Origin of the sequence: Comamonas faecalis (assembly GCF_039538025.1) — a bacterium.
In the GTDB taxonomy this organism is placed as follows: Bacteria; Pseudomonadota; Gammaproteobacteria; order Burkholderiales; family Burkholderiaceae_C; genus Comamonas_C; species Comamonas_C faecalis.
Genome location: NZ_BAABBP010000008.1, coordinates 40358 through 59636 on the forward strand (window position 1 = coordinate 40358; position 19279 = coordinate 59636).

A 19279-nucleotide genomic window follows, 5' to 3' on the forward strand; every position below is an offset into this window, starting at 1 on the left:
GGCCCCGTCAGTTGCCGTAGAAGTCGACGGCATGCGGTGTGTAGGGCGTGCCTTCGCCCACGAAGCGCCGCCGCACCTCGCGCCCGCGTTCCGTGGCCGCCGCCTGGCGCGCCAGCTCCAGCGAAGCGGCCCGGTCCTGCGTGATCTGCAGCCGCTGCGTCTGGATGGACTGCTTGGCCTGCAGGGCCAGCAACTGGTTCGTCGCCTGCATGGCCTGCAGCGCGCCTTGCGCCGACTGGCTCTGGCCCACCAGGTCGGCCAGCACGCCTTCGTCCTCGCCCAGGTTCTGCGAGACCTGGGCCTGCATCTGCATGGTGGTCTGCAGGCTGTTCAAGGTGTTGCGCCAGCGCTCCTGCGCGTCGCGCACCATCTGGGCGCCGCTGACGGAGGCAGCGTACTGCTCGGGGTACAGGCGCAGGAACTCCCGATCCAGGTTCGCCACCTCGTAGGCCAGCCCCCTGGCCTGGGCGATCAGCCGCTGCGTGGTCGCCAGGTTGTTGCGCAGCCGGTTCACCACGCTGAACGGCAGGCTGGCCAGGTTGCGCGCCTGGTTCACCAGCATCTGGGCTTCGTTCTGGAGCTGGCGGATCTGGTTGTTGATCTGCTCCAGTGTGCGGATCGCGGTCAGCGCGTTCTGCACGAGGTTCGTGGGATCGACCACCACCCATTGGGCATGGGCGGTGGGCACGGTGCACAGCAGGGCCGCGACGGCGGCGGCAACGAGACGCTTCTTCATGGTTGGTTCTCCTGTGGATGGGATGGATGGGATGGACGGGACGCAGGGGATGGCGCGAGGCCAGGAAACGACGCCAGCAGATCGGCCGCCCAATCGAGGCCGCGATGGCGCAACCAGGCGCCTGCGAAGCCGGGCACGCCGGCGTCCAGCAGCACGCGATCCATGTCGCGCTGGTCCTGCGGCGTGGAGGCGCCCACGAAGGCCAGCGCGGCTGGCCCCAGGTCGAGATCGAACAGGCGGTTGCCCAGGCGCGACTGGTAGTAGTAGTCGCGCTTCGGAACGGCCGTGGCCGCGATCTCGATCTGTCGGCTGTTGAGCCCGAAGCCCTCGTAGATGGCTCGAACCTGCGGCTCGGTCGCCTGCGGGTTCGGCAGGAAGATGCGGCTGGCGCAGCTTTCGACGATCGCGGGCGCAATGCTCGAATCCTTGATGTCCGCGAGCGACTGCGTGGCGAAGATCACCGACACGTTCTTCTTGCGCAGCGTCTTGAGCCACTGGCGGATGCGCGCGGCGAACACCGGGTCATCGAGAAACAGCCAGGCTTCATCCAGGATCAGCAGCGTGGGCGCACCGTCGAAGCGTTCATCGAAGCACGCGAAGAGGTACTGCAGCACGGCCATGACGGCGGCCTTGCTGTGCATCAGTTCCTCCATCTCGAAGCACTGCACCGCACCGGAACCCAGGCGATCCGAATCCGCATCCAGCAGCTTGCCGTGCGCACCGCCCAGCACATAGGGCGACAGCGCCTGGCGCAGCGTGTTCGACTGCAGCAGCACGGAAAGCCCCGTCATCGTGCGCTGCTCCACCGGCGCACCGGCCAGGCTCCCCAGTGCCGACCAGATGGCCGCCTTCTCTTCGGGGCCAACCGCCACGCCTTCGTGCAGCAGGCGGCCTTCGATCCATTCGGCCGCCCAGGTGCGGTAGCCCTTGCGGTCGATGCGCGCCAGTGGCTGGAAGGCAATCTCTCCATCCGTGCCCAGGTCGTAGTGCTCGCCGCCCAGCCCAAGGATCGTGGCGCGCATCGAGCGACCCATGTCGAAGGCGAAGATGCGCGAGCCGCGATAGCGTCGGAACTGCATCGCCAGCGTGGCCAGCAGCACCGACTTGCCCATGCCGGTCGGCCCGGCCACCAGCGTATGGCCCACGTCGCCGATGTGCGTCACCAGCCGGAACGGCGTGGCGCCATCGGTGCGCGTGACGATCAACGGCGGGCCGCCCAGGTGCTCGTTCTTCTCTGGCCCGGCCCACACGGCCGACACCGGCATCATGTGCGCCAGGTTCAGCGTCGAGACGATGGGCTGGCGCACGTTGGCGTAGGCATTGCCCGGAATGGACGACAGCCAGGCATCCACGGCGTTGAGCGTTTCCGGGATGGTGACGAAGCCCCGGCCCTGGATGGCACGCTCCACCCTGCGCAGCTTCTCGTCGGCCACGGCCGGATCGGCATCGAGCACCGTCACCGTGGCGGTGAGGTAGCCGAAGGCGACCTGATCACTGCCCAGCTCCTGCAAAGCAGCGTCCGCGTCAGACGCCTTGTTGTTCGCATCGGTATCGACCAGCGGGCTTTCCTGCTGGAAGATGGTTTCGCGCAGCAGCGCGATGACGTTCTTGCGCTTGGCGAACCACTGGCGGCGCAGGCGCCCCAATTCCCGTTCCGCCTCGGCTTTGTCCAGGCACAGAAAGCGCGTACTCCAGCGGTACGCAAAGCCCAGGCGGTTGAGGTCGTCCAGAATCCCCGTCCAGGTCGAGGTCGGGAAACCCCGCACCGACACCACCCGCAAATGCTGCTCGCCCAGCATGGGCGCCAGACCACCGACCAGGGTGGAGTCTGTCAGCAGCGCGTCGATATGGAACGGCACTTCGGGCACGCCCACGCGATAGTGCCGCGTCGAGATGGTGGCGTGCAGATACGTCAAGGTCTGGCTGTCGTCCAGCCAGGCGATCTCCGGCATCACGCCGTCGAGCAGGTCGAAGACGCGATCCGTTTCCGCGACGAAGGCCGCCAGGCGCTCGCGCCAGTCCACGCCTTCGGTGGGGCGGTTCTCGTACAGCATCCCGGCCGCGCGGGCGTGGGATTCTTCGGGCGGCAGGAACACCAGCGTCAGGTGGTAGCCACTCTCGAAGTGGTGGCCCGAGTCCTCGAAGGCGGCCCGGCGCTCCTCGTCCACCAGCCAGGACAGGGGTTCCGGAAAGTCCGAATGCGGGTAGTCGGCGGCCGCACGGCGTTCGGCCTCCACGAACACTGCCCATCCCGACCCCAACCGGCGCAGCGCGTTGTTGAGCCGTGCCGACGTGGCGATCAGCTCGCCCTGCGTCGCGCTGTCCAGGTCCGGCCCCCGAAACCGCGCCGTGCGCTGGAACGAACCATCCTTGTTCAGCACCACGCCCGGTGCCACCAACCCGGCCCAGGGCAGCCAGTCGGCCAGCAGCGCGGGCCGCTGGCGGTATTCGGCGAGGTTCAGCATCTTCGCGTCCCCTCACACGTCCAGCAGCGGTCGGTGCTTGATGTGCCGCGCAAAGACCTGCATGAACTGCGGATCGACACGCGCACCCCACACCGCCAGCGAGTGGCCGACGATCCAGAGCACCACGCCGGGAATCCACAGTTGCAGGCCCAGCCCCACGGCGGCGGCCAGCGTGCCGTTGGCAATCGCCACGGTGCGCGGCGCGCCGCCCATCAGGATCGGCTCGGTCAGCGAGCGGTGCAGCGGAATCTCGAACCCATTGGCGAACCCGGCCGCGAAGGCATCCGGGCTGCTCATACGACCGCCCCGCCCGAGAAGCTGAAGAACGACAGGAAGAAGCTCGACGCGGCAAACGCGATGGACAGGCCGAACACGATCTGGATCAGCTTGCGGAAACCGCCCGACGTGTCGCCGAACGCGAGCGCCAGGCCGGTCGCAATGATGATGATCACCGCCACGATGCGCGCCACCGGCCCCTGAATGGATTCGAGGATGGACTGCAGCGGGCCTTCCCACGGCATCGCGGAACCAGCGGCCTGCGCCGTACCGGCCAGCAAGAGCATCAGCGCAGACAACAACAGCCCTTGCGCCGCAGGGCGCGCCAGGCTGCGCAGCCTGGCCGGGCTGAAAACCGGATGTACAGAAATACGGAAAGCATCAACGTGCGTCATGGCAGTTCTCCAGAGGGATTGAGGGATGGGGACAGGGACGAGGAAGGCGCCGCACCGGGTGCGGCGTCGGGAATCGGCGGCAGCTCGGGCAATGGCGCGTCCAGCGCGTCCATTGCGTTCGCCAGGCCATCCGCCAATCGGTAGCCCGCGCCGTCGAAGCCGACGACGCGGGCGATGCTCTCGATGCGGCGTTTGCGCCCGCGCCCGCCGATGTGGATCACCACGTTGACCGCCTCGGCGATCAGCGCACGCGGCGGGTTCACTGCCACTTCGAGAATCAGTTGTTCCAGGCGCAGCAGCGCGCCCAGTGCGGTGCCGGCGTGGATCGTGGCGATGCCGCCGGGGTGGCCCGTGCCCCAGACCTTGATGAGATCCAGCGCCTCGGGGCCGCGCACCTCGCCCACCACCACGCGGTCCGGCCGCAGGCGCATGGAGGAGCGCACCAGCTCGGTCATGGACACCACGCCCGCGCGCGTGCGCAGTGGCACGTGGTCGCGCGCGGCGCATTGCAGCTCCACCGTGTCTTCGAGCACCAGCACACGGTCGCCCGTGGCGGCGATCTCGGCCAGCAGCGCGTTGGCCAAGGTGGTCTTGCCCGTGCTGGTGCCGCCCGCGATCAGGATGTTCTGGCGCTCGCGCACGGCCCGCACCAGAAACCCCGCCTGGTCGGCCGTCATCATCCCGTCGATGACGTAGCGCTCCAGCGGGATCACGCCAACGGCGCGCTTGCGCAGCGCGAAGGCCGGGCCGGGCGCGGCCGGCGGCAGGATGCCCTCGAAGCGCTCGCCCGTCTCGGGCAACTCGGCTGTGAGCAGCGGCTGGCCGCGATGCACCTCCGCACCGACGTGGGCCGCCACCAGGCGGATGATGCGTTCGCCATCGGCCTCGGGCAGCTCCACGCCCATCGGCGCGCGGCCCGATGACAGCCGGTCGATCCAGAGTGTGCGGTCGGGGTTGAGCATGATCTCCACCACGTCGGGGTCTTCCAGCACGGCGGCGATCAACGGCCCCATCGCCGTGCGCAGCATGCGGATGCGCCGGTCCAGGGAGGTGGCGGTGAACGATGCAGGAACAGTGGTCATGGGCTGCGCTCCTGTTCCTCGCTCACGCGGGACGGATCAGGATGCAGTTCCTCCACCACGTCACGCACCAGGCTGCGCCCGCGCAGCAGGTGGCGACCCAACTGCTCCACGAACTGCTCGAAACGGGCCTTGCCCTGCGCGCGTGCCGCGTCCTGATGGGCTTCGGGCACCGGCGTGCTCACCGTGAGGAAGTAGCGGATGAACAGCGCCAGCGTCTCGATCTGGATGTTCTGGTCGCGCTCCAGACGCTCGGCCTGGCGCGACAGGCGATCCAGGCGTTTGGCGATGGCCGCCTCGCGCTGGTCGCCGGCATCGGGCGACAGCCAGGACGCCAAGGCAGCGGCAACGATGGACGACTTGGACACGCCTTTCTTGGCGGCCAGTTCGTCCAGGCGCCTGGCGTGCTCGTGCTGGATGAACAGGTTGAGGCGGTAGCTGGAACGATGAGGGCTCATAGGTCGATTCCGTCGTTGGGGTCGAGGGATGCCAGCCGGGCCGTGCGCTGCATGGCGGGATCGAGCTGGCGAGGGAGGGGAAGCGGCGTGTCGTCGTCGTCATCGAGCAACCCGAGGTCTGGCGCGGGCGCGGCCAGCGCGGGGTCGTAGGCGACGGTCTCCGTCAGCTCGGGCTGGCGGCGTGGGCCGCCGTCGTCGGCGCTGCCGAAGTCATGGGCGGATGGCGTAGCGGCTGCGTCAGGCGCGGCAGGCGTTGAAGGAATCGCCAGCCCGCTCCAGTCGTCCGGGCGCGACGGCGGCGCATCGGCGTACTGCCCGGCCGCAAGCACTGGCGGCGGCAGCACCCTGCGCTTGAAGTTGCCGTCCGCGTAGTAGCGCAGCTTCTTGGCCCTGATCGGCGCCACGCTGGAGACCATCACCACCGCTTCATCGGGTGGGAGTTGCATCACCTCGCCCGGCGTCAGCAGCGGCCGCGCCGTCTCCTGGCGCGAGACCATCAAATGCCCCAGCCACGGCGCAAGCCGGTGGCCGGCGTAGTTGCGCTGCGCGCGCAGCTCGGTCGCCGTGCCCAGCGTCTCGGAAATGCGTTTGGCTGTGCGTTCGTCGTTGGTGGCGAAGGTCACGCGCACATGGCAGTTGTCCAGAATCGAATGGTTCTGGCCGTAGGCCTTGTCGATCTGGTTGAGCGACTGCGCGATCAGGAAGCTACGGATGCCGTAGCCCGCCATGAAGGCCAACGCCGTCTCGAAGAAGTCCAGGCGACCCAGCGCCGGGAACTCGTCGAGCATCAGCAGCAGTTTGTGGCGGCGCGCGATGCCGTCGGAGCCATCGAGCGATTCGGTGAGGCGCCGACCGATCTGGTTGAGGATCAGCCGGATCAGTGGCTTGGTGCGGCTGATGTCCGAGGGCGGGACCACCAGGTACAGCGACACCGGATGCTCTGCTGCGATCAGGTCGGCGATGCGCCAGTCGCAGCGCGAGGTGACTTCGGCCACCGTGGGATCGCGGTACAGGCCGAGGAACGACATGGCCGTGGACAGCACACCCGAGCGTTCGTTGTCGCTCTTGTTGAGCACTTCGCGCGCCGCAGAGGCGACGACCGGATGAGGCCCATCGCCCAGATGGGCCGTGGTCATCATCCGGTGCAGCGTCAGCTCGAACGGGCACGCCGGATCGCTGAGGAAGTTGGCCACGCCGCGCAGCGTCTTGTCCTCGCCCGCGTACAGCACATGCAGGATGGCACCCACCAGCAGTGCGTGCGATGTCTTCTCCCAATGGTTGCGCTTCTCCAGCGCGCCTTCGGGATCGACCAGGATGTCGGCGATGTTCTGCACGTCGCGCACCTCATGCGCGCCGCGCCGCACCTCCAGCAGTGGGTTGTAGGCTGCCGACTTCGCATCCGTGGGGTTGAACAGCAGGCAGTGCGAGAAGCGCGAGCGCCAGCCTGCGGTGATCTGCCAGTTCTCGCCCTTGATGTCGTGGATGACGGCGGACGCGGGCCAGGACAGCAGCGTCGGCACCACCAGGCCCACGCCCTTGCCCGAGCGCGTGGGCGCGAAGGTCAGCACGTGTTCCGGGCCTTCATGGCGCAGGTAGTGCTGGTCGTGCTGCCCAAGGAACACGCCTGCAGGCTGGGTCAGCCCGGCCTGGCGCACGTCCTGCGCATTCGCCCACCGCGCCGTGCCGTAGGTCGTGACCAGCTTGGCCTGCCGAGAGCGCCAGATCGACATGCCGATGGCCACCAGCACCGCCACCAGGCTGCTCCCGCCCGCGATGGCGCCACCCGTGTCGAAAACCTGCGGCGCATAGGCGTCGAAGAAGAACCACCACTCGAACAGCCGCCACGGGTGGTAGATCGGTGTGCCGAAGACATCGAACCAGGGCAGGCCCAGGCGTGGCTGGTAGCCCAGGGCGGCGGCGGTCCACTGCGTGGCGCCCCACACCCCGGCGATCACGATGCCGAACACCACGGCGATCTGACCGAACAGCACGTTCGTTCCCTGCATGCCTTGAGCCTCCGTTCACGGCACAGGAACGTGCCGCACCCTTCAGGATCGGTGCCGTGGGAGGCTGCGGTCAAAGACCGTTATCGGGACGTCGATGCCGCAAAAAGCATTGGTTCCAGCACTGGCGCGGCCAGCGAAAACGCCGCAAGCGCAGGCGCGTTGCGGCGTGTGGAGCACATTCATGCGCCTGCTGTTGCAGGCGGCAGACGATCCGGGTCCGTCAGAACTTGGGCTGCTCTTTGGGTGGGGTGTAGGGCACCTTGCCGTCACCGACAAAGCGCCGCCGCGTGGCTTCAGCCACCCGGTTGCACAGCTCGTCGCCCAGCTTGGCGCGGTCGGTCTTGCACTGCTGGCGCAGTTCCTTGAGGCGCTCGGGGTTGCCGACGAGGAACTCCACCGTCTCCGTGCTGCTGGCGGACTGGCCACAGGCGGCCAACAGCACCGCCAGCGGCAAGGACAGCAGCGCGATGGGTTGGAAAGGCTTCATGGCTTGCGTCCTCCAAGGTGTGGTGCAGTGGTACGGTAGTGCGTGAGGGGATGTACGGGTTGGGAACGCCACGCGCTATGCATTGCCCGGCCCCAGGGACTCCAGCCGCTCGATGAAGCGGGCCAAGGCCTGCGAAGGCTCCGCATCCGGGCGCAGCAGGTAGGTGGTGAGCATCGGGGGCCGCCCGGCCAGGGGGCGTGCGACCACGTTGGGCTCGCGCGTGGACGCGATGTGTGCGGCACCCGCCAGCCCCAGGGCCAAACCGGCGGACACCAGCGTCATCATGACCTCGAAGGTCGCCACGCGCTGCACGATCAAGGGCTCCTTGTCGTGCTTGCGCAGGATGCGATCCACCTGCCGCACGTGGCCCTCGCAGGCATTGGGGTCTCCCAGCACCAGCGGATAGCGCAGCACCTCGTCCAGCGGAACGCGCTTGTAGGCCAGCACGGGGTGGCGCGCGGGCACCGCCACCATCAGCTCGTCCTCCCAGGTCGGCTCGACGATGAGGCCTTCGCCCACCTCGTCGGACATGGAGAAGCCCGCGTCATACAGGTCGTCGTGCAGGCCCTTGATCTGCTGGGCCAGCGTCACCTCGAACAGGCGGATCTCGATCTCCGGGTCTTCCTCGCGGCACCGCGCCAACAGCGCGGGCAGGCGCGAGGGCGTGATCCGGTCCGACAGCGCGATGCGCAACTGCCCATGAAAACCATTGGCCGCCGCCTTCACGCTGTCGCGCGCCTGCTCCAGCGCCAGGAACACGCGCGGCGCGTGCTCCTGCAGCAGCTTGCCAGCCCGCGTCAGCCGCGTGCTGCGGCTGGTGCGCACGAAGAGCAAGGTGCCCAGTTCTTCTTCCAGCTCCTTGATCGCCCGTGACAGGGGCGATTGCTCCATGTGCAGCCGCTCAGCCGCACGGGCGAAGTGCAACTCCTCGGCCACTGCCATGAAGCAACGCAGATGCCGCAAGTCCATGGCACGCCTCCCAACACTACGCTCGATCCGTGAACGCTCGACTTCTCATCGTTCACCACCTGTCACCAATAGGCAGGGCGGACCATGTGGCTGATCAGATTGGCCATGTGCTCCGCTTCTACATCGTCCCAACGCGCCAGCCCTGCGCAACCTGTTGCCGTGACCACAGATGCGCATAGAGGCCGCCCTGCAACAACAAGTCGTCATGCCGTCCTTGTTCCACCAGGCGTCCGTGCTCCATCACCAGGATGTGATCAGCGTGGCGCACGTTTTTGAGCCGGTGCGCAATGACCACCACGGTGCGACCACGCGCCAGCTCGGCGATGGCGCGCTGGATCTCTGCCTCGGCCGACGGATCGACGCTGGCGGTGGCCTCGTCGAGCAGCAGGATGGGGGCATCCTTGAGCAGCGCGCGGGCGATGGATATGCGCTGGCGCTCGCCCCCCGACAACGACGCGCCGCCTTCGTCCAGCACCGTGGCGTACCCTTGCGGCAGTGCTTCGATGAAGTCATGCGCCTGCGCCCGCCTGGCGGCGGCAGTGACCTCTTCGCGGCAGGCCTCGGGCCGACCGAGGCGCAGGTTGTCCAGCACGGTACCGGAGAACAGCACCACGTCCTGAAACACCAGGGCCACATGCCGGTGCAGTTCGCCGGTGCCGATCTCGCGCAGGTCCACGCCACCCAGGCGGATGGAACCTTCCTGCACGTCCCACAGGCGGGCGATGAGGTTCACCAGCGTCGTTTTGCCCGCGCCGCTGGGGCCGACCACGGCCGTCAGCCCTCGGGCCGGGATGGTGCAGCTCACGCCGTCCAGCACGGCGCCGTCTCCCCCGTCGTAGGCGAAGCGCACGCCGTCGAACACGATGTCGTGGTCGACAGGCGACCGTGCCTTCCCTGCGTCCGGTTCCGGCAGCAGGGGTACAGCCAGCAGGGCCTCGATGCGCCGCAGCGCGCGCCGGGAGAAGCGCAACATCATGGTCGCCAGACCGACCTCGGACAACTGTCGGTACACCGGCACCGCTACGACCAGGAAGGCAACCAGCGTCAGCGGTGTCAGCGTGTCGTCAGCCAGCCACCAGACGCCAGCGAACACCAGACCGATGTAGCCCGCTTCCAGCAGGAAGCCGTAGGACACCAGCCAGGGCGTGGGTTTGGCTTCCACCGCCACCAGAGCGGCATGCTGCTCGTCCAGCACCGCCACCAGGTGGCGCCAAGCCTCGCCAAAGCGGCCGAAGCTGCGGATCACTGCGATGCCCTGCACGTACTCCAACAGGGCAGATTGCGCAGCGGCGCTGGCTGCGATCAGGCGTTCGCCCGGCCGCGCGACGACGTGCTGCGTCCAGGCCAGGGCGATCCATGCCAGAGGCAACCCGGCCAGCACGACCAACACCAGTCGCCAGTCCACCCAGGCCAGAAACAGCATCAGGGCCAGCGGCATCGCCAGCCCGCTGACGAAGCTGCCCAGGAAGTGCGACCACAGGTGTTCGATCAGTTCCAGGTCGGAGGTGAGGCGCGCGCTCAGGTCGCCGCTGCGCTGGCGGGTGAACCAGCCCATCGGCACGTGCCGCAGGTGATCGGCGACGCGCAGGCGGGCTTCGCCCATCATGGCGTAGGCACCAGCGAACAGCATCGGCATGCCGATGTGCCCGGCCATGATGCGCAGCAGCATGCAGGCCAGCATCGCCAGCGCACAGGTCGAAATGCGCAGCGGCGTGACCGTGCCTGCCGCCACCTCTTGCAGCAGCAGAATCAAGGGCAGGTACATGGCGGCGCCGGCCACGCCTTCCAGCACTGCCAGGGCGATGCCGCGCCGCAGCCGGGTGTCGCCTTGACCTGAAAGCCGGTGACCGGCGAACAGCAGGTCGCGGATCATGGCGCGGCCTCTTCTGCGTCACGCCGTCCGTCGGCGGCCAGGGACCAGTCTCGCGCCGACTCGTGGTCGCGCCACAGGCGCTGGTAGGCCGGGCAGTCGCGCAGCAGTTCGTCGTGCCGGCCTTGGCCAGCCACACGTCCGGCGTCGAGCACGATGATGCGGTCGGCATGCATCACGGTGCGCAGCCTATGGGCGATCATCAGCACGGTGCGGCCCTGGCACAGCGTGTCCAGCGCCTGCTGGATCAGGGCTTCGTTCTCGGCATCCACGCTGGCGGTGGCCTCGTCCAGCAGCAGGATGGGCGCGTCCTTGAGCAAGGCGCGGGCAATCGACAGGCGCTGCCGCTCGCCGCCCGAGAGGCCCGCGCCGCGCTCGCCCAGCGGTGTGTCGTAGCCCAGCGGCAGGGCCTGGATGAAGTCGTGCGCGCGGGCCGCGCGCGCGGCGGCTTGCAACTCGGCATCGCTGGCGTCCGGACGGGCCAGCCGGAGGTTTTCGGCCACCGAGCCATGGAACAGGAACACCTCCTGGAAGACGATGCCGATGCGCGCCAGCAGCGCATCCAGCGGCCAGTCACGCACGTCCATGCCGCCCACTCGCACATGCCCCGATTCGGCCTCATACAGCCGGGCCACCAGCCGCGCCAGCGTGCTTTTGCCGGAACCGCTGGTACCGACCAGTGCGGTCAGGCAGCCGGCTTCAGCACGCAAGCTCACGCCATCGAGCGCCAGGCGGCTGCCGTAGCGGTGGCGCACATCGGCAAAGTCCAGGTCCAGCCTACCGTCGGGGATCGTTGGCTGTGCCGGCTGAGTCAGCGCGGGGGTCCCCAGCACGTCGTTGATCCGCGCCAGCGACTCGGCACGCTGCAACTGCTCGCCCAGGGCAAAGGTCAGGCGCAGCAGCGGCAGCAGCACGGCCGGTGCCACCAGCAGAAAGAGCACGTAGGTCGGCAGATCCAGCGTCCCTTGCACATGCAGCCAGGCACCCAGCGGCGCGACGATCACCAGATTGGCCGACAGCAGGCCGGTGAACAGCACCCAGCCGGCTGAACTGTCACGTGCGTAGTCCTCGACCCAGCCTACGGCACCGCGCACCGCGCCCGACAGTTCGCCGAAGGAGCGCGCGTCGCGGCCATAAGCCTTGACCACGGTGATGCCGCGCACGTATTCACCCACCTGATCGGCGATGCGCTTTTGCAGTTCGCTCCACTCCCGCATGCGCCCGGCCGCTCGGCGCATCAGCACGTGCTGCGCGACCAGTGCCAGCGGCAGCGGCAGCAATGAGGCGAGCGCCAGACGCCAGTCCGCTGCGAAGAGCAAAGCCATCGCGGCCAGCGGGACGGCGGCAGAGGCGATGGCATCGGGCAGCATATGGGCCAGGAAGCCTTCCAGGTTGTTCACGTCGTCGGTCAACGTGCGCCGCAGGTGGCCGCTGCCACGTCCGGCGAAGAAGGACAGCGGTACCTCGTTCAGGCGGCGTGCCATGCCCACCCGCAAGCGGTGCTGCACGGCGAACGCACCCTTGTGCGCCAGAACGTGGCTGACGGCCATCAATGCCCAGCGCAGTGCCAGTAGCGCCAGCGCCCAGGCGGCCAGACGGCGCACTTCGCTCAGATCGGGTCGAGGGGCGAACAGCTCGATGGCGATGCGATAGAGGAACCAGAAGGGTGCCACGCTGAGAGCCGCCGACAGGATGGCGGTGGCACAGGCCCATCCGAGCGTGTGAGCACCGCGCAGCGCCAAACCCCAGAAGCTCTGGGGCTGCGTGAGGGGAGCCAGGGATGCGGCCTTCATGCGTCACCTCCAGCCGCCATGTGCAAGGGCTCGCGATAGATGCCGGCCAGCCCTGCCGCCAGCACGGCCACGGCCGCCGCCAATGCCAACACGCCGCCGTAGCCCATCGGAACCGCCAGCGCCGCGCCGGCCGTAATCATGCCCAGCGCGAAGAACTGGTTCAGGCTGTACTGGACGGTGTAGTCGGTGGCCGGGCTGTCCCGCGAGACGTGGTCCATCATCAGCGTGGCCAGTACCACGGCGGCCGGGTTGTAGCCGAGGAAGTACACGCCGACCGCAGCCATCGCGATGCCGTCGCTCAGCTCTTCACGCAGCAACAGAGCGATCGCCAGCACACCGAGCACCTGCAACACGGCCGCCCAGACCAGCGCCCGCCGACGCCCCAGTCGGTACAGTGCCCAGCCGCTCCCCATCGCCGCTGCGCAACCGAGGACCGAACCGAACACGTTGACCACCCAGCCCACGCGATCCAGTGACCAGCCGCGCGCCATCAGCAACGGTATCACCAGGGCATAGGCCAGGCTGCTGCTGACCGTGTAGAACAGCACCAGCAGCAGCCAGCGCGGCCAGCCAGGCTGGCGCCAGAAGGTCCACAGGCGCAGCACGAAGTCCCGCGTCCGGGCCTGCACGGCAGGCCAGCGGGGCTCGCGGTAAAAGACCAACTGCACGAGCGATACGGCGGTGACCGCCGCCAGGATCATCATGCTGCCGTGCCAGCCCACGTACCGGTAGGCAACGAGCACCGCGCCGGCGCCGACCAGGTTGCCCATCAGCCCGCCTGCGATCTGCAGCCCGTTGCCAAGGCCGCGCCGGGCGGGGGGCAGCACACGGCAGGCCAGGCCATCGACCGCGATATCCTGCGTGGCAGAGAGCAAGGCGATCAGCAGGCACCCTGCATAGATGGCCTCGAAATCCCGGACCACGTCCAGTCCGGCCAGGGCGACCAGTGTGATGACCAGGCCGGACTGCATCAGGATCAACCAGCCACGGTAGTGGCCGAGCCAGCCCAGGCGGAAGCGGTCGATGAAGGGCGCCCACAGCAACTTGAAGGGCCAGACCATGCCCACCGCATAGACCAGACTGACCCGCTCCATCGATGCGCCTTGTTCCAGCAGGATGGCGACGAAGGCGCCCATGAAGAACATCAGCGCCACCGACTGCGTGGTGTAGAGGCTGGCCAGCAGCCACCAGGTCGCTTTGGCGATGCCGGTTGGCGCGGTTGTCATCGGTGCTGCTGTCACGATGCCGTTCGCCATCACAGTTGGTAACGGAAACCGACGCCGACGATGCGCCCGCGCGAGGGCGCGCCATAGGTGGCCGTGGGTGAGGCCCAGTAGCCGTACAGGTCGTATTGCTTGTCCAGCACGTTGTCGGCCCAGAGGTAAAACTCACCGCGCCCTTGCTGAATCCCGATGCGCACATCCAGCTTGCCGTAGCTGCCAAGGTCGAAATGATTCTGCGGGTCCGCTGCCCGGCGTCCCATGTAGACATAGTTCGCCTGGGCGTTCAGGACCGGTGAGGACAGGCCCAGGAAACCCGGCAGCGACTTGCGGTACTGCGCGCCCAGCGCCGCCGACCATTTGGCCACGTCCGGCATGCGGTTGCCACTGTCGATGCGGCCGACCGAGGTGTTGAGTGCGCTGGCTATCGTCGCATCCGTGTAGGCCAGGCCAGCTGTAAGGCTCAGGCTGCTGTCCACACGCCACTTGCCACCGACTTCGACGCCCTTGCTGCGGGTGTCGAGATTGACCACGTTGCTCACGTAGGTCGCGCTGTCGTAGACCAGCGTCTGGTTGTCCTTGACGTTGTTGTAGAACACCGCCGCGTTGAACTCGAAGCGTTGATCGTCCGTGGCCGATTTGACCCCCAGTTCCAGCGCATCGACCTTGGCGGCCTTGTACGGCGCACTGTCGGCCACCTGCCCGGCGAAATCCTGGAACGAGGCCGGATTGTGGCCACGAGACAAGGACGCATACACCATGGTCTGCTGCGTCCAGTCATAACTCAGGCCGATGCGTCCGGTGGTGTAGTCGTCGTCCAGGCGGCGCTGGTCGATCGATGGCCCGCCCCAACCGTTGTAGAGCGCATCGTAGGTCCGCCGCGACCAGTCGTGGCGCAGGCCCGTGTCGAGCTTGAGCACGTCGGTCAGCGGATAGGTCACGTTGCCGTAGACCGCGTATCGGCGGGTGGCGTAGTCGCGGGCGTACATGTTCCCCCTGGCCGGCGCCTGATTCAGCGTGTTGTTCGACCGCTTTCCGTTCGAGAAGTACGCGCCAAGGTTCCAGGCCACTGGCGCTCCCTGGAGCGAGGCCCAGCGCAGATCCTGGCTGAAGACGTGCTCGCTGCCCTGATAGGTCTGCCAGTAGGAGCCCGGCACGCCGTACAGTGCCTGGTAGAGGCTCTGGTCGTAGGCCAGCACCCGGGTGAAATCCGTCGTCGTGTAGCCGGTTGTCGCACTGAGGCTGCTGGCATCGGTGTCATGGCTCACACGCAGCGAATACAGGCCCAGCTTCTGGTCGTTGACGCGATAGACATCAGCAGGCAGGTCGATCTGTGGTGAACCGCCATAAGGGCGCAGTACCAGCAGGTTGGGCGACTCCTTGATGCGCTGCTGCGATGCGTTCAGTTCAATGAAGGTGCGCGGGGTGATTTCTCCCAGGAGGCTGGCGCGGAAGGCCAGATCGTCCGGCTTGCTGGCCGGGCCGCCGGTCTGGCTGTTCTTCACCCAGAGGTCTTCGCCCGCGTGCCGGATCGCGATGCGGCCGCTGAACTTGTCCGTCAAAGGGCCGCTGATCGCGGCCTCCTCAAGATTCTTACCGTCCTGCCCGATTTCGGCGCGCACGTAGCCATCCAGTCGCGAGGTTGGCCGCTGGGTTCGTACATCGATCAAGCCGGCGGCGCCACTGGCGGAAGTGCGCGTGCCTTGGGGGCCTTTGAGGATGCTGATGCCCTGCGCATCGAGTGTGCCCAGCGACAGATATCGGGAGGGCACCTGCACACCGTCTATGGACAAGCCGAAACTCAGGTCGTCGCTGCTGCTCTGGTAGAGCGAACCGACGCCACGGATGTAGACGTTGTTGTCCACAATGCCGCTCGATGAATTGACACTGACACCCGGAGTAGCGCGCAGCACCTGCTCGACGCTTTCCAGCCGCTGCGTGGTCAGGTCTTCGGCACTGACCGTCGTGGTTCCATAGGGTTGTGTCTTGGGCTCGTCGAGATCAGATTTCCGTCCACTTATGACAACGGGAGCCAGTTGTACTGTGTCTTCTTTGGCCGACGACGTGTCCCCGGCAGCCCTGGCCTCGTCATTCGGCGCTGCATGGAGGCCGTGGGAGAGCGCCAACAAACTGCACAGTATGATGGGGCGGAATGCGTTTGGCAGTTGAGTTGTGGTGGGCGGGAAAGCAAGCGATTCGGCTTTGAGCGGCATGAGGTTTCCTTCGGTGAGGATCTCTGGGATCGCCGCAGCAAGGGATTTCAAGAGCTGAATTCAGATGCGACGACGGGCGTACTTAACGTGACTCCGCCCATTTCGATCAGGGAAAACGCCGTCGTGCCGGCGAAGAAGTGGAGTTACATCTAGATATGGCATACAGTAACGATTCTTATTCGCGTTAGCCATCCCGAACCGATCAATCAATACCCCCATCCGATCATTTATTCCCATGTCCAGCGCCATAGGCACATCAGACATTCTGGTTTCGCAACTTGTCACCAACGTGCCGGAGATGGCGTTGGGTCAGGGGCGTTGCGGCAAAGTCTGCAAGCTGCCGCTACAGGATGGTGTGGAGATCGTCCGTTGGGCTGGACATTTCGAGCAACCCGTAGAACTTCCGCTGTACGACGACAGCGAGCGCATCAGTTTTAGCTTTAACTGCAATCTTGCAGGACAAGCGGACTGCCTGTTCGAGGACGGCGTGCATCACAGGATCGAGGACAAAGCCGGGCGCATCAGCTACAGCCCAGGACGACGTGGGATCTACCGGCAGCAAGGTGCGCTGGAAAACCTGTCGGTGATGGTGCGCCCCGATGTGTTCCTGACGTGGATGGGCCAGCCAGACAGCGAGCTGCGCAACCTGCTCGCCAGGGGCGGATACGCTTCCTGGCACCGCGGTGGAGAGTTGTTGGCCACGGCACAGTGGCTCAACCGGATGTTGGCAGAGATGGACGCATCCCATGCATCCTTGCGTCATTCGCTGTGGTTCCAGGGGCAGGCGATGTCCCTGATTGGTCTGTTCCTGGAGTCGCGGGGCTCAGACACTGAGCCAGACTCAAGCAAGGCGAGCGATAGAAGGCTCATGCGGGCACGCGACCGGCTTTTGTCTGATCTTAGTCAGGCGCCGGCACTCGCCGAACTGGCTCGGGTAGCGAGCATGAGCGAGCCTTCGTTGACCCGTGGATTTCGCCGCTTGTTTGGCAACAGCCCTCACGGGCTGTTCCAGGTGGAGCGCATGAACGCTGCCCGGCTGCGGCTGTTACAGGGACAAGTTTCTGTCAGCGTCGTGGCTGCTGAGTTGGGCTATACCAACATGAGTCACTTTGCTGAGGCTTTTCGCAGGCAATTCGCCATACTGCCTAGCGAAGTCAGGCTTTGCACGTCAGGATCATCTGGATCGACACGAGATCCCGGTCGTGACGGATAGGTCGTCAGCGCCTGTAGGTTGCACAGCCGTTCATAACCAGCCAATAGACGGGCTGCGCTGCCTGCCCAGCTCCCAGGAAACGCCGCCGCCGCGTACCGTGGCGGCAAGTTGCTGGCCCAGCCGCTGCTCGATGACGGGCCTCCACGGCACCAGGCTGAAGCCCTTGCCGTCATCGAGCATGGCGAAGCGCCCACTGGCGAGCAGCACGCTGCGCCGGTAGATGCCAGCCACGCGCTGGCCGTCGGCTGCGGGCCGATGCTCCAGGCCCGTTTCGGCGGCAATGTCCTTCGAGGCCTGCGCCAGTTCCCGGCTGCGCAGGGTTGCCAGCAGGTTGCGCGCCAGGATCACCCGCTGGCCGCGCCGCTCGGCCAGCCCCTGTTCGGCCAGGAAGTCGGCGCGCTGCTGCAGCGCGCCCTTGACCTCTCTGCCAAAGCCCATGTCGCCCAGGCCCTGCCCACCGCCGATCAACTGCTGGTCGAGCCAGGTGGCCCCGATCACCCGGGCCTGCCTCTCGATGGGCTGGTGCGATTTCAACTCCACGGCCACGCCGCCCTGGCGCTGCGCATCGTATTGGCGCCCGCGTTCGGGCAAGTCGGCCGGCACCTTCCACAGCCCCTCGGCCACGCGCTCCACGATGCCGGCACGACGCAGGGCTTCGAGTCGGCGGGCGTGGCTGGCAACGACCTCCTGGGGGTCGCGCCCGGCCTCTGCCTGCCCCCGCGCCATCGCCAGGTGGTAGTCGGTGCGGTACAGGCCATTGCTTGCGAGCGCAGCGATGTTCCTGTCTGCCGCGCGCACCTCGGCGGAGCCCCTGACCTCGACCACCGCACCCACCGGGTACTGCGCCAGTTCGGTCCTGGGCGGCAGGGCCACGTAATGCGCCTTGCCGTCCATACCATCGACGACGAGATAGCCCCGGTCGTACAGATCATCTGCCAGCCCCTTGCCGGCCACGCGGCCGATGATGGCGTGGCCGCTTCCACGGCTCTCCTGGCCGGGCTGGAACACGGCCAGCTCGCGCTGCTTGCCGCCCATGGCCCGCTGCAGGGTGCGGATGATGTCGCCGCGCTCGCCCATGGCTCGCAGCGTGGGTTCGGCCTCGGCATGCACGGCCCAGGTGCCGGGCTGGGTTTCGGTGGCCAGGCCCATGCGCTGCAGCCGCTGCAAGCGCCCGACCAGCAGCAGGCGCTGGCCTTGCAACGCAGGGGCGCTGAAGCGGTCGGTGCGCACCAGGCCATCGACGGCCTCGCGCTGTAGGGTGCGGTCCAGGCTGGTCCAGCGCTCCTGCTCCACCTCGCGGGCCAGGGTGCGCTGGATCTCCAGCTCGGTGCGCGGCCCCAGCCATTCGGTCGCCAGCTCCATCGCCCGCTCGCGCACGCCGCGCGTGATGTAGGCCTGCGAGATGATGAGGTCCTTGCCGGTGTCGTCCGTGCCGCGCAGCACGACGTGGGTGTGCGGGTTGTCGGTGTTCCAGTGGTCCACCGCCACCCAGTCCAGCCGGGTGCCCAGGTCGGCCTCAATGCGGGCCATCAGGTGGCGGGTGTAGGTGCGCAGGTCTTCGAGCTGCTCCGAGTCCTCGGGCGAGACGATGAAGCGGAACTGGTGGCGGTCGCCCCGGCCGCCTTCCTCGAAGGCAGCGGTGTCCGCCGCATCGGTAGCAGGCCCGTAGGCGTGGCCCGGCCCGCCCTGGCGGTCCACGCCTTCGCGCTCGATGTAGCGCAGGTGCTGGACGGTGGACCGGCCGCTGGCCTGTTGCAGGTACACCAGCCGCACCTTCACCGTGGCCCGGCGTGACTGGGCGGTCAGCGACTGGCCGGTGAAGCGTGCCGCCACGTGGCCGCGCCCCAGGCGCGAGCCGGGGACCTTGCCGCTGGTTTTGCCACCCGCACCGCGCCGGCGACCCGTGGCGCCAGCCGCCTTGCTGGTCTGGCGCAGCACCTTCGCAATGAAGGTGTCGCCACGCTGCTTGGGCTTGCCGGGCCGTGGGCGGAAACCGTCATCCCCATCCGATGAAGCGCGCTGGCTCATGACACAGCCCCAGACAAGCCCGTCGCACCCCGGCGAAGGCGGCACGCGGATGGGTCAATGGCGCCAAGGCC

15 protein-coding genes are annotated in these 19279 nt (G+C 67.3%); 1 reads left to right on the plus strand and 14 read right to left on the minus strand.

The window, feature by feature from the left end:
- Positions 1-7: 7 nt before the first annotated feature.
- The 13 genes from trbJ to ABD767_RS06130 form a co-directional block, all read right to left on the minus strand.
- Complete coding sequence (gene trbJ, locus ABD767_RS06070; protein WP_091571004.1) at positions 8-736, minus strand: P-type conjugative transfer protein TrbJ; 729 nt, start codon at positions 734-736, stop codon at positions 8-10.
- Positions 733-3201, minus strand: a complete 2469-nt coding sequence (trbE, locus tag ABD767_RS06075) for a conjugal transfer protein TrbE (protein ID WP_344868765.1) — start codon at positions 3199-3201, stop codon at positions 733-735. The genes trbJ and trbE overlap by 4 nt, the downstream gene beginning before the upstream one ends.
- Before the next feature lie 12 nt (positions 3202-3213).
- Positions 3214-3498 (minus strand): VirB3 family type IV secretion system protein, encoded by a 285-nt coding sequence (locus ABD767_RS06080; protein ID WP_091571736.1) that lies wholly within the window; start codon positions 3496-3498, stop codon positions 3214-3216.
- Complete coding sequence (locus ABD767_RS06085; RefSeq protein ID WP_091571734.1) at positions 3495-3872, minus strand: TrbC/VirB2 family type IV secretion system protein; 378 nt, start codon at positions 3870-3872, stop codon at positions 3495-3497. Before ABD767_RS06085 ends, ABD767_RS06080 begins: the two co-directional genes overlap by 4 nt.
- On the minus strand, positions 3869-4954 hold the full coding sequence (trbB, locus tag ABD767_RS06090; protein WP_091571731.1) for a P-type conjugative transfer ATPase TrbB: 1086 nt from the start codon (positions 4952-4954) through the stop codon (positions 3869-3871). Before trbB ends, ABD767_RS06085 begins: the two co-directional genes overlap by 4 nt.
- Positions 4951-5409, minus strand: a complete 459-nt coding sequence (locus tag ABD767_RS06095) for a ribbon-helix-helix protein, CopG family (protein ID WP_091571728.1) — start codon at positions 5407-5409, stop codon at positions 4951-4953. Before ABD767_RS06095 ends, trbB begins: the two co-directional genes overlap by 4 nt.
- Entirely contained in the window at positions 5406-7415 is a 2010-nt protein-coding gene (locus ABD767_RS06100) for a conjugal transfer protein TraG (protein WP_091571726.1), read from the minus strand. The genes ABD767_RS06095 and ABD767_RS06100 overlap by 4 nt, the downstream gene beginning before the upstream one ends.
- A gap of 220 nt (positions 7416-7635) precedes the next feature.
- Positions 7636-7902: an EexN family lipoprotein gene (locus ABD767_RS06105; RefSeq protein WP_091571724.1), complete on the minus strand. Its 267-nt coding sequence runs from the start codon at positions 7900-7902 to the stop codon at positions 7636-7638.
- A 75-nt stretch (positions 7903-7977) separates the two neighbouring features.
- Positions 7978-8871 carry a LysR family transcriptional regulator gene (locus tag ABD767_RS06110; RefSeq protein ID WP_091571721.1) on the minus strand — a complete coding sequence of 298 codons (894 nt, stop codon included), beginning with the start codon at positions 8869-8871 and terminating at the stop codon, positions 7978-7980.
- Positions 8872-8989: 118 nt separating this feature from the next.
- Positions 8990-10744: an ABC transporter ATP-binding protein gene (locus ABD767_RS06115; RefSeq protein WP_344868775.1), complete on the minus strand. Its 1755-nt coding sequence runs from the start codon at positions 10742-10744 to the stop codon at positions 8990-8992.
- The gene (locus tag ABD767_RS06120; RefSeq protein WP_091571714.1) at positions 10741-12534 is read right to left on the minus strand and encodes an ABC transporter ATP-binding protein; all 1794 of its coding nucleotides are present in this window, start codon (positions 12532-12534) and stop codon (positions 10741-10743) included. The genes ABD767_RS06115 and ABD767_RS06120 overlap by 4 nt, the downstream gene beginning before the upstream one ends.
- Positions 12531-13790 (minus strand): MFS transporter, encoded by a 1260-nt coding sequence (locus tag ABD767_RS06125; protein ID WP_245704073.1) that lies wholly within the window; start codon positions 13788-13790, stop codon positions 12531-12533. The genes ABD767_RS06120 and ABD767_RS06125 overlap by 4 nt, the downstream gene beginning before the upstream one ends.
- Positions 13790-16018, minus strand: coding sequence for a TonB-dependent receptor (locus ABD767_RS06130; RefSeq protein ID WP_139182758.1), 2229 nt, complete (start codon positions 16016-16018; stop codon positions 13790-13792). The genes ABD767_RS06125 and ABD767_RS06130 overlap by 1 nt, the downstream gene beginning before the upstream one ends.
- Before the next feature lie 184 nt (positions 16019-16202).
- On the opposite strand from ABD767_RS06130, the gene ABD767_RS06135 reads away from it, so the two are divergent.
- Positions 16203-17180, plus strand: a complete 978-nt coding sequence (locus ABD767_RS06135) for a helix-turn-helix transcriptional regulator (protein WP_091571709.1) — start codon at positions 16203-16205, stop codon at positions 17178-17180.
- Positions 17181-17210: 30 nt separating this feature from the next.
- On the opposite strand, the gene ABD767_RS06140 is transcribed toward ABD767_RS06135, so the two are convergent.
- The gene (locus ABD767_RS06140; RefSeq protein ID WP_344868778.1) at positions 17211-19208 is read right to left on the minus strand and encodes a DUF3363 domain-containing protein; all 1998 of its coding nucleotides are present in this window, start codon (positions 19206-19208) and stop codon (positions 17211-17213) included.
- Between the last annotated feature and the right edge of the window lie 71 nt (positions 19209-19279).

Bases quoted from the DNA above. Each gene is read 5' to 3' on its own strand.
- ABD767_RS06095 (WP_091571728.1), bottom strand. From the start codon at position 5,409: ATGAGCCCTCATCGTTCCAGCTACCGCCTCAACCTGTTCATCCAGCAC.
- ABD767_RS06115 (WP_344868775.1), bottom strand. From the start codon at position 10,744: ATGATCCGCGACCTGCTGTTCGCCGGTCACCGGCTTTCAGGTCAAGGC.
- ABD767_RS06100 (WP_091571726.1), bottom strand. From the start codon at position 7,415: ATGCAGGGAACGAACGTGCTGTTCGGTCAGATCGCCGTGGTGTTCGGC.
- trbB (WP_091571731.1), bottom strand. From the start codon at position 4,954: ATGACCACTGTTCCTGCATCGTTCACCGCCACCTCCCTGGACCGGCGC.
- ABD767_RS06085 (WP_091571734.1), bottom strand. From the start codon at position 3,872: ATGACGCACGTTGATGCTTTCCGTATTTCTGTACATCCGGTTTTCAGC.
- ABD767_RS06135 (WP_091571709.1), top strand. From the start codon at position 16,203: ATGTCCAGCGCCATAGGCACATCAGACATTCTGGTTTCGCAACTTGTC.
- trbE (WP_344868765.1), bottom strand. From the start codon at position 3,201: ATGCTGAACCTCGCCGAATACCGCCAGCGGCCCGCGCTGCTGGCCGAC.
- trbJ (WP_091571004.1), bottom strand. From the start codon at position 736: ATGAAGAAGCGTCTCGTTGCCGCCGCCGTCGCGGCCCTGCTGTGCACC.
- ABD767_RS06105 (WP_091571724.1), bottom strand. From the start codon at position 7,902: ATGAAGCCTTTCCAACCCATCGCGCTGCTGTCCTTGCCGCTGGCGGTG.
- ABD767_RS06120 (WP_091571714.1), bottom strand. From the start codon at position 12,534: ATGAAGGCCGCATCCCTGGCTCCCCTCACGCAGCCCCAGAGCTTCTGG.
- ABD767_RS06140 (WP_344868778.1), bottom strand. From the start codon at position 19,208: ATGAGCCAGCGCGCTTCATCGGATGGGGATGACGGTTTCCGCCCACGG.
- ABD767_RS06125 (WP_245704073.1), bottom strand. From the start codon at position 13,790: ATGGCGAACGGCATCGTGACAGCAGCACCGATGACAACCGCGCCAACC.
- ABD767_RS06080 (WP_091571736.1), bottom strand. From the start codon at position 3,498: ATGAGCAGCCCGGATGCCTTCGCGGCCGGGTTCGCCAATGGGTTCGAG.
- ABD767_RS06110 (WP_091571721.1), bottom strand. From the start codon at position 8,871: ATGGACTTGCGGCATCTGCGTTGCTTCATGGCAGTGGCCGAGGAGTTG.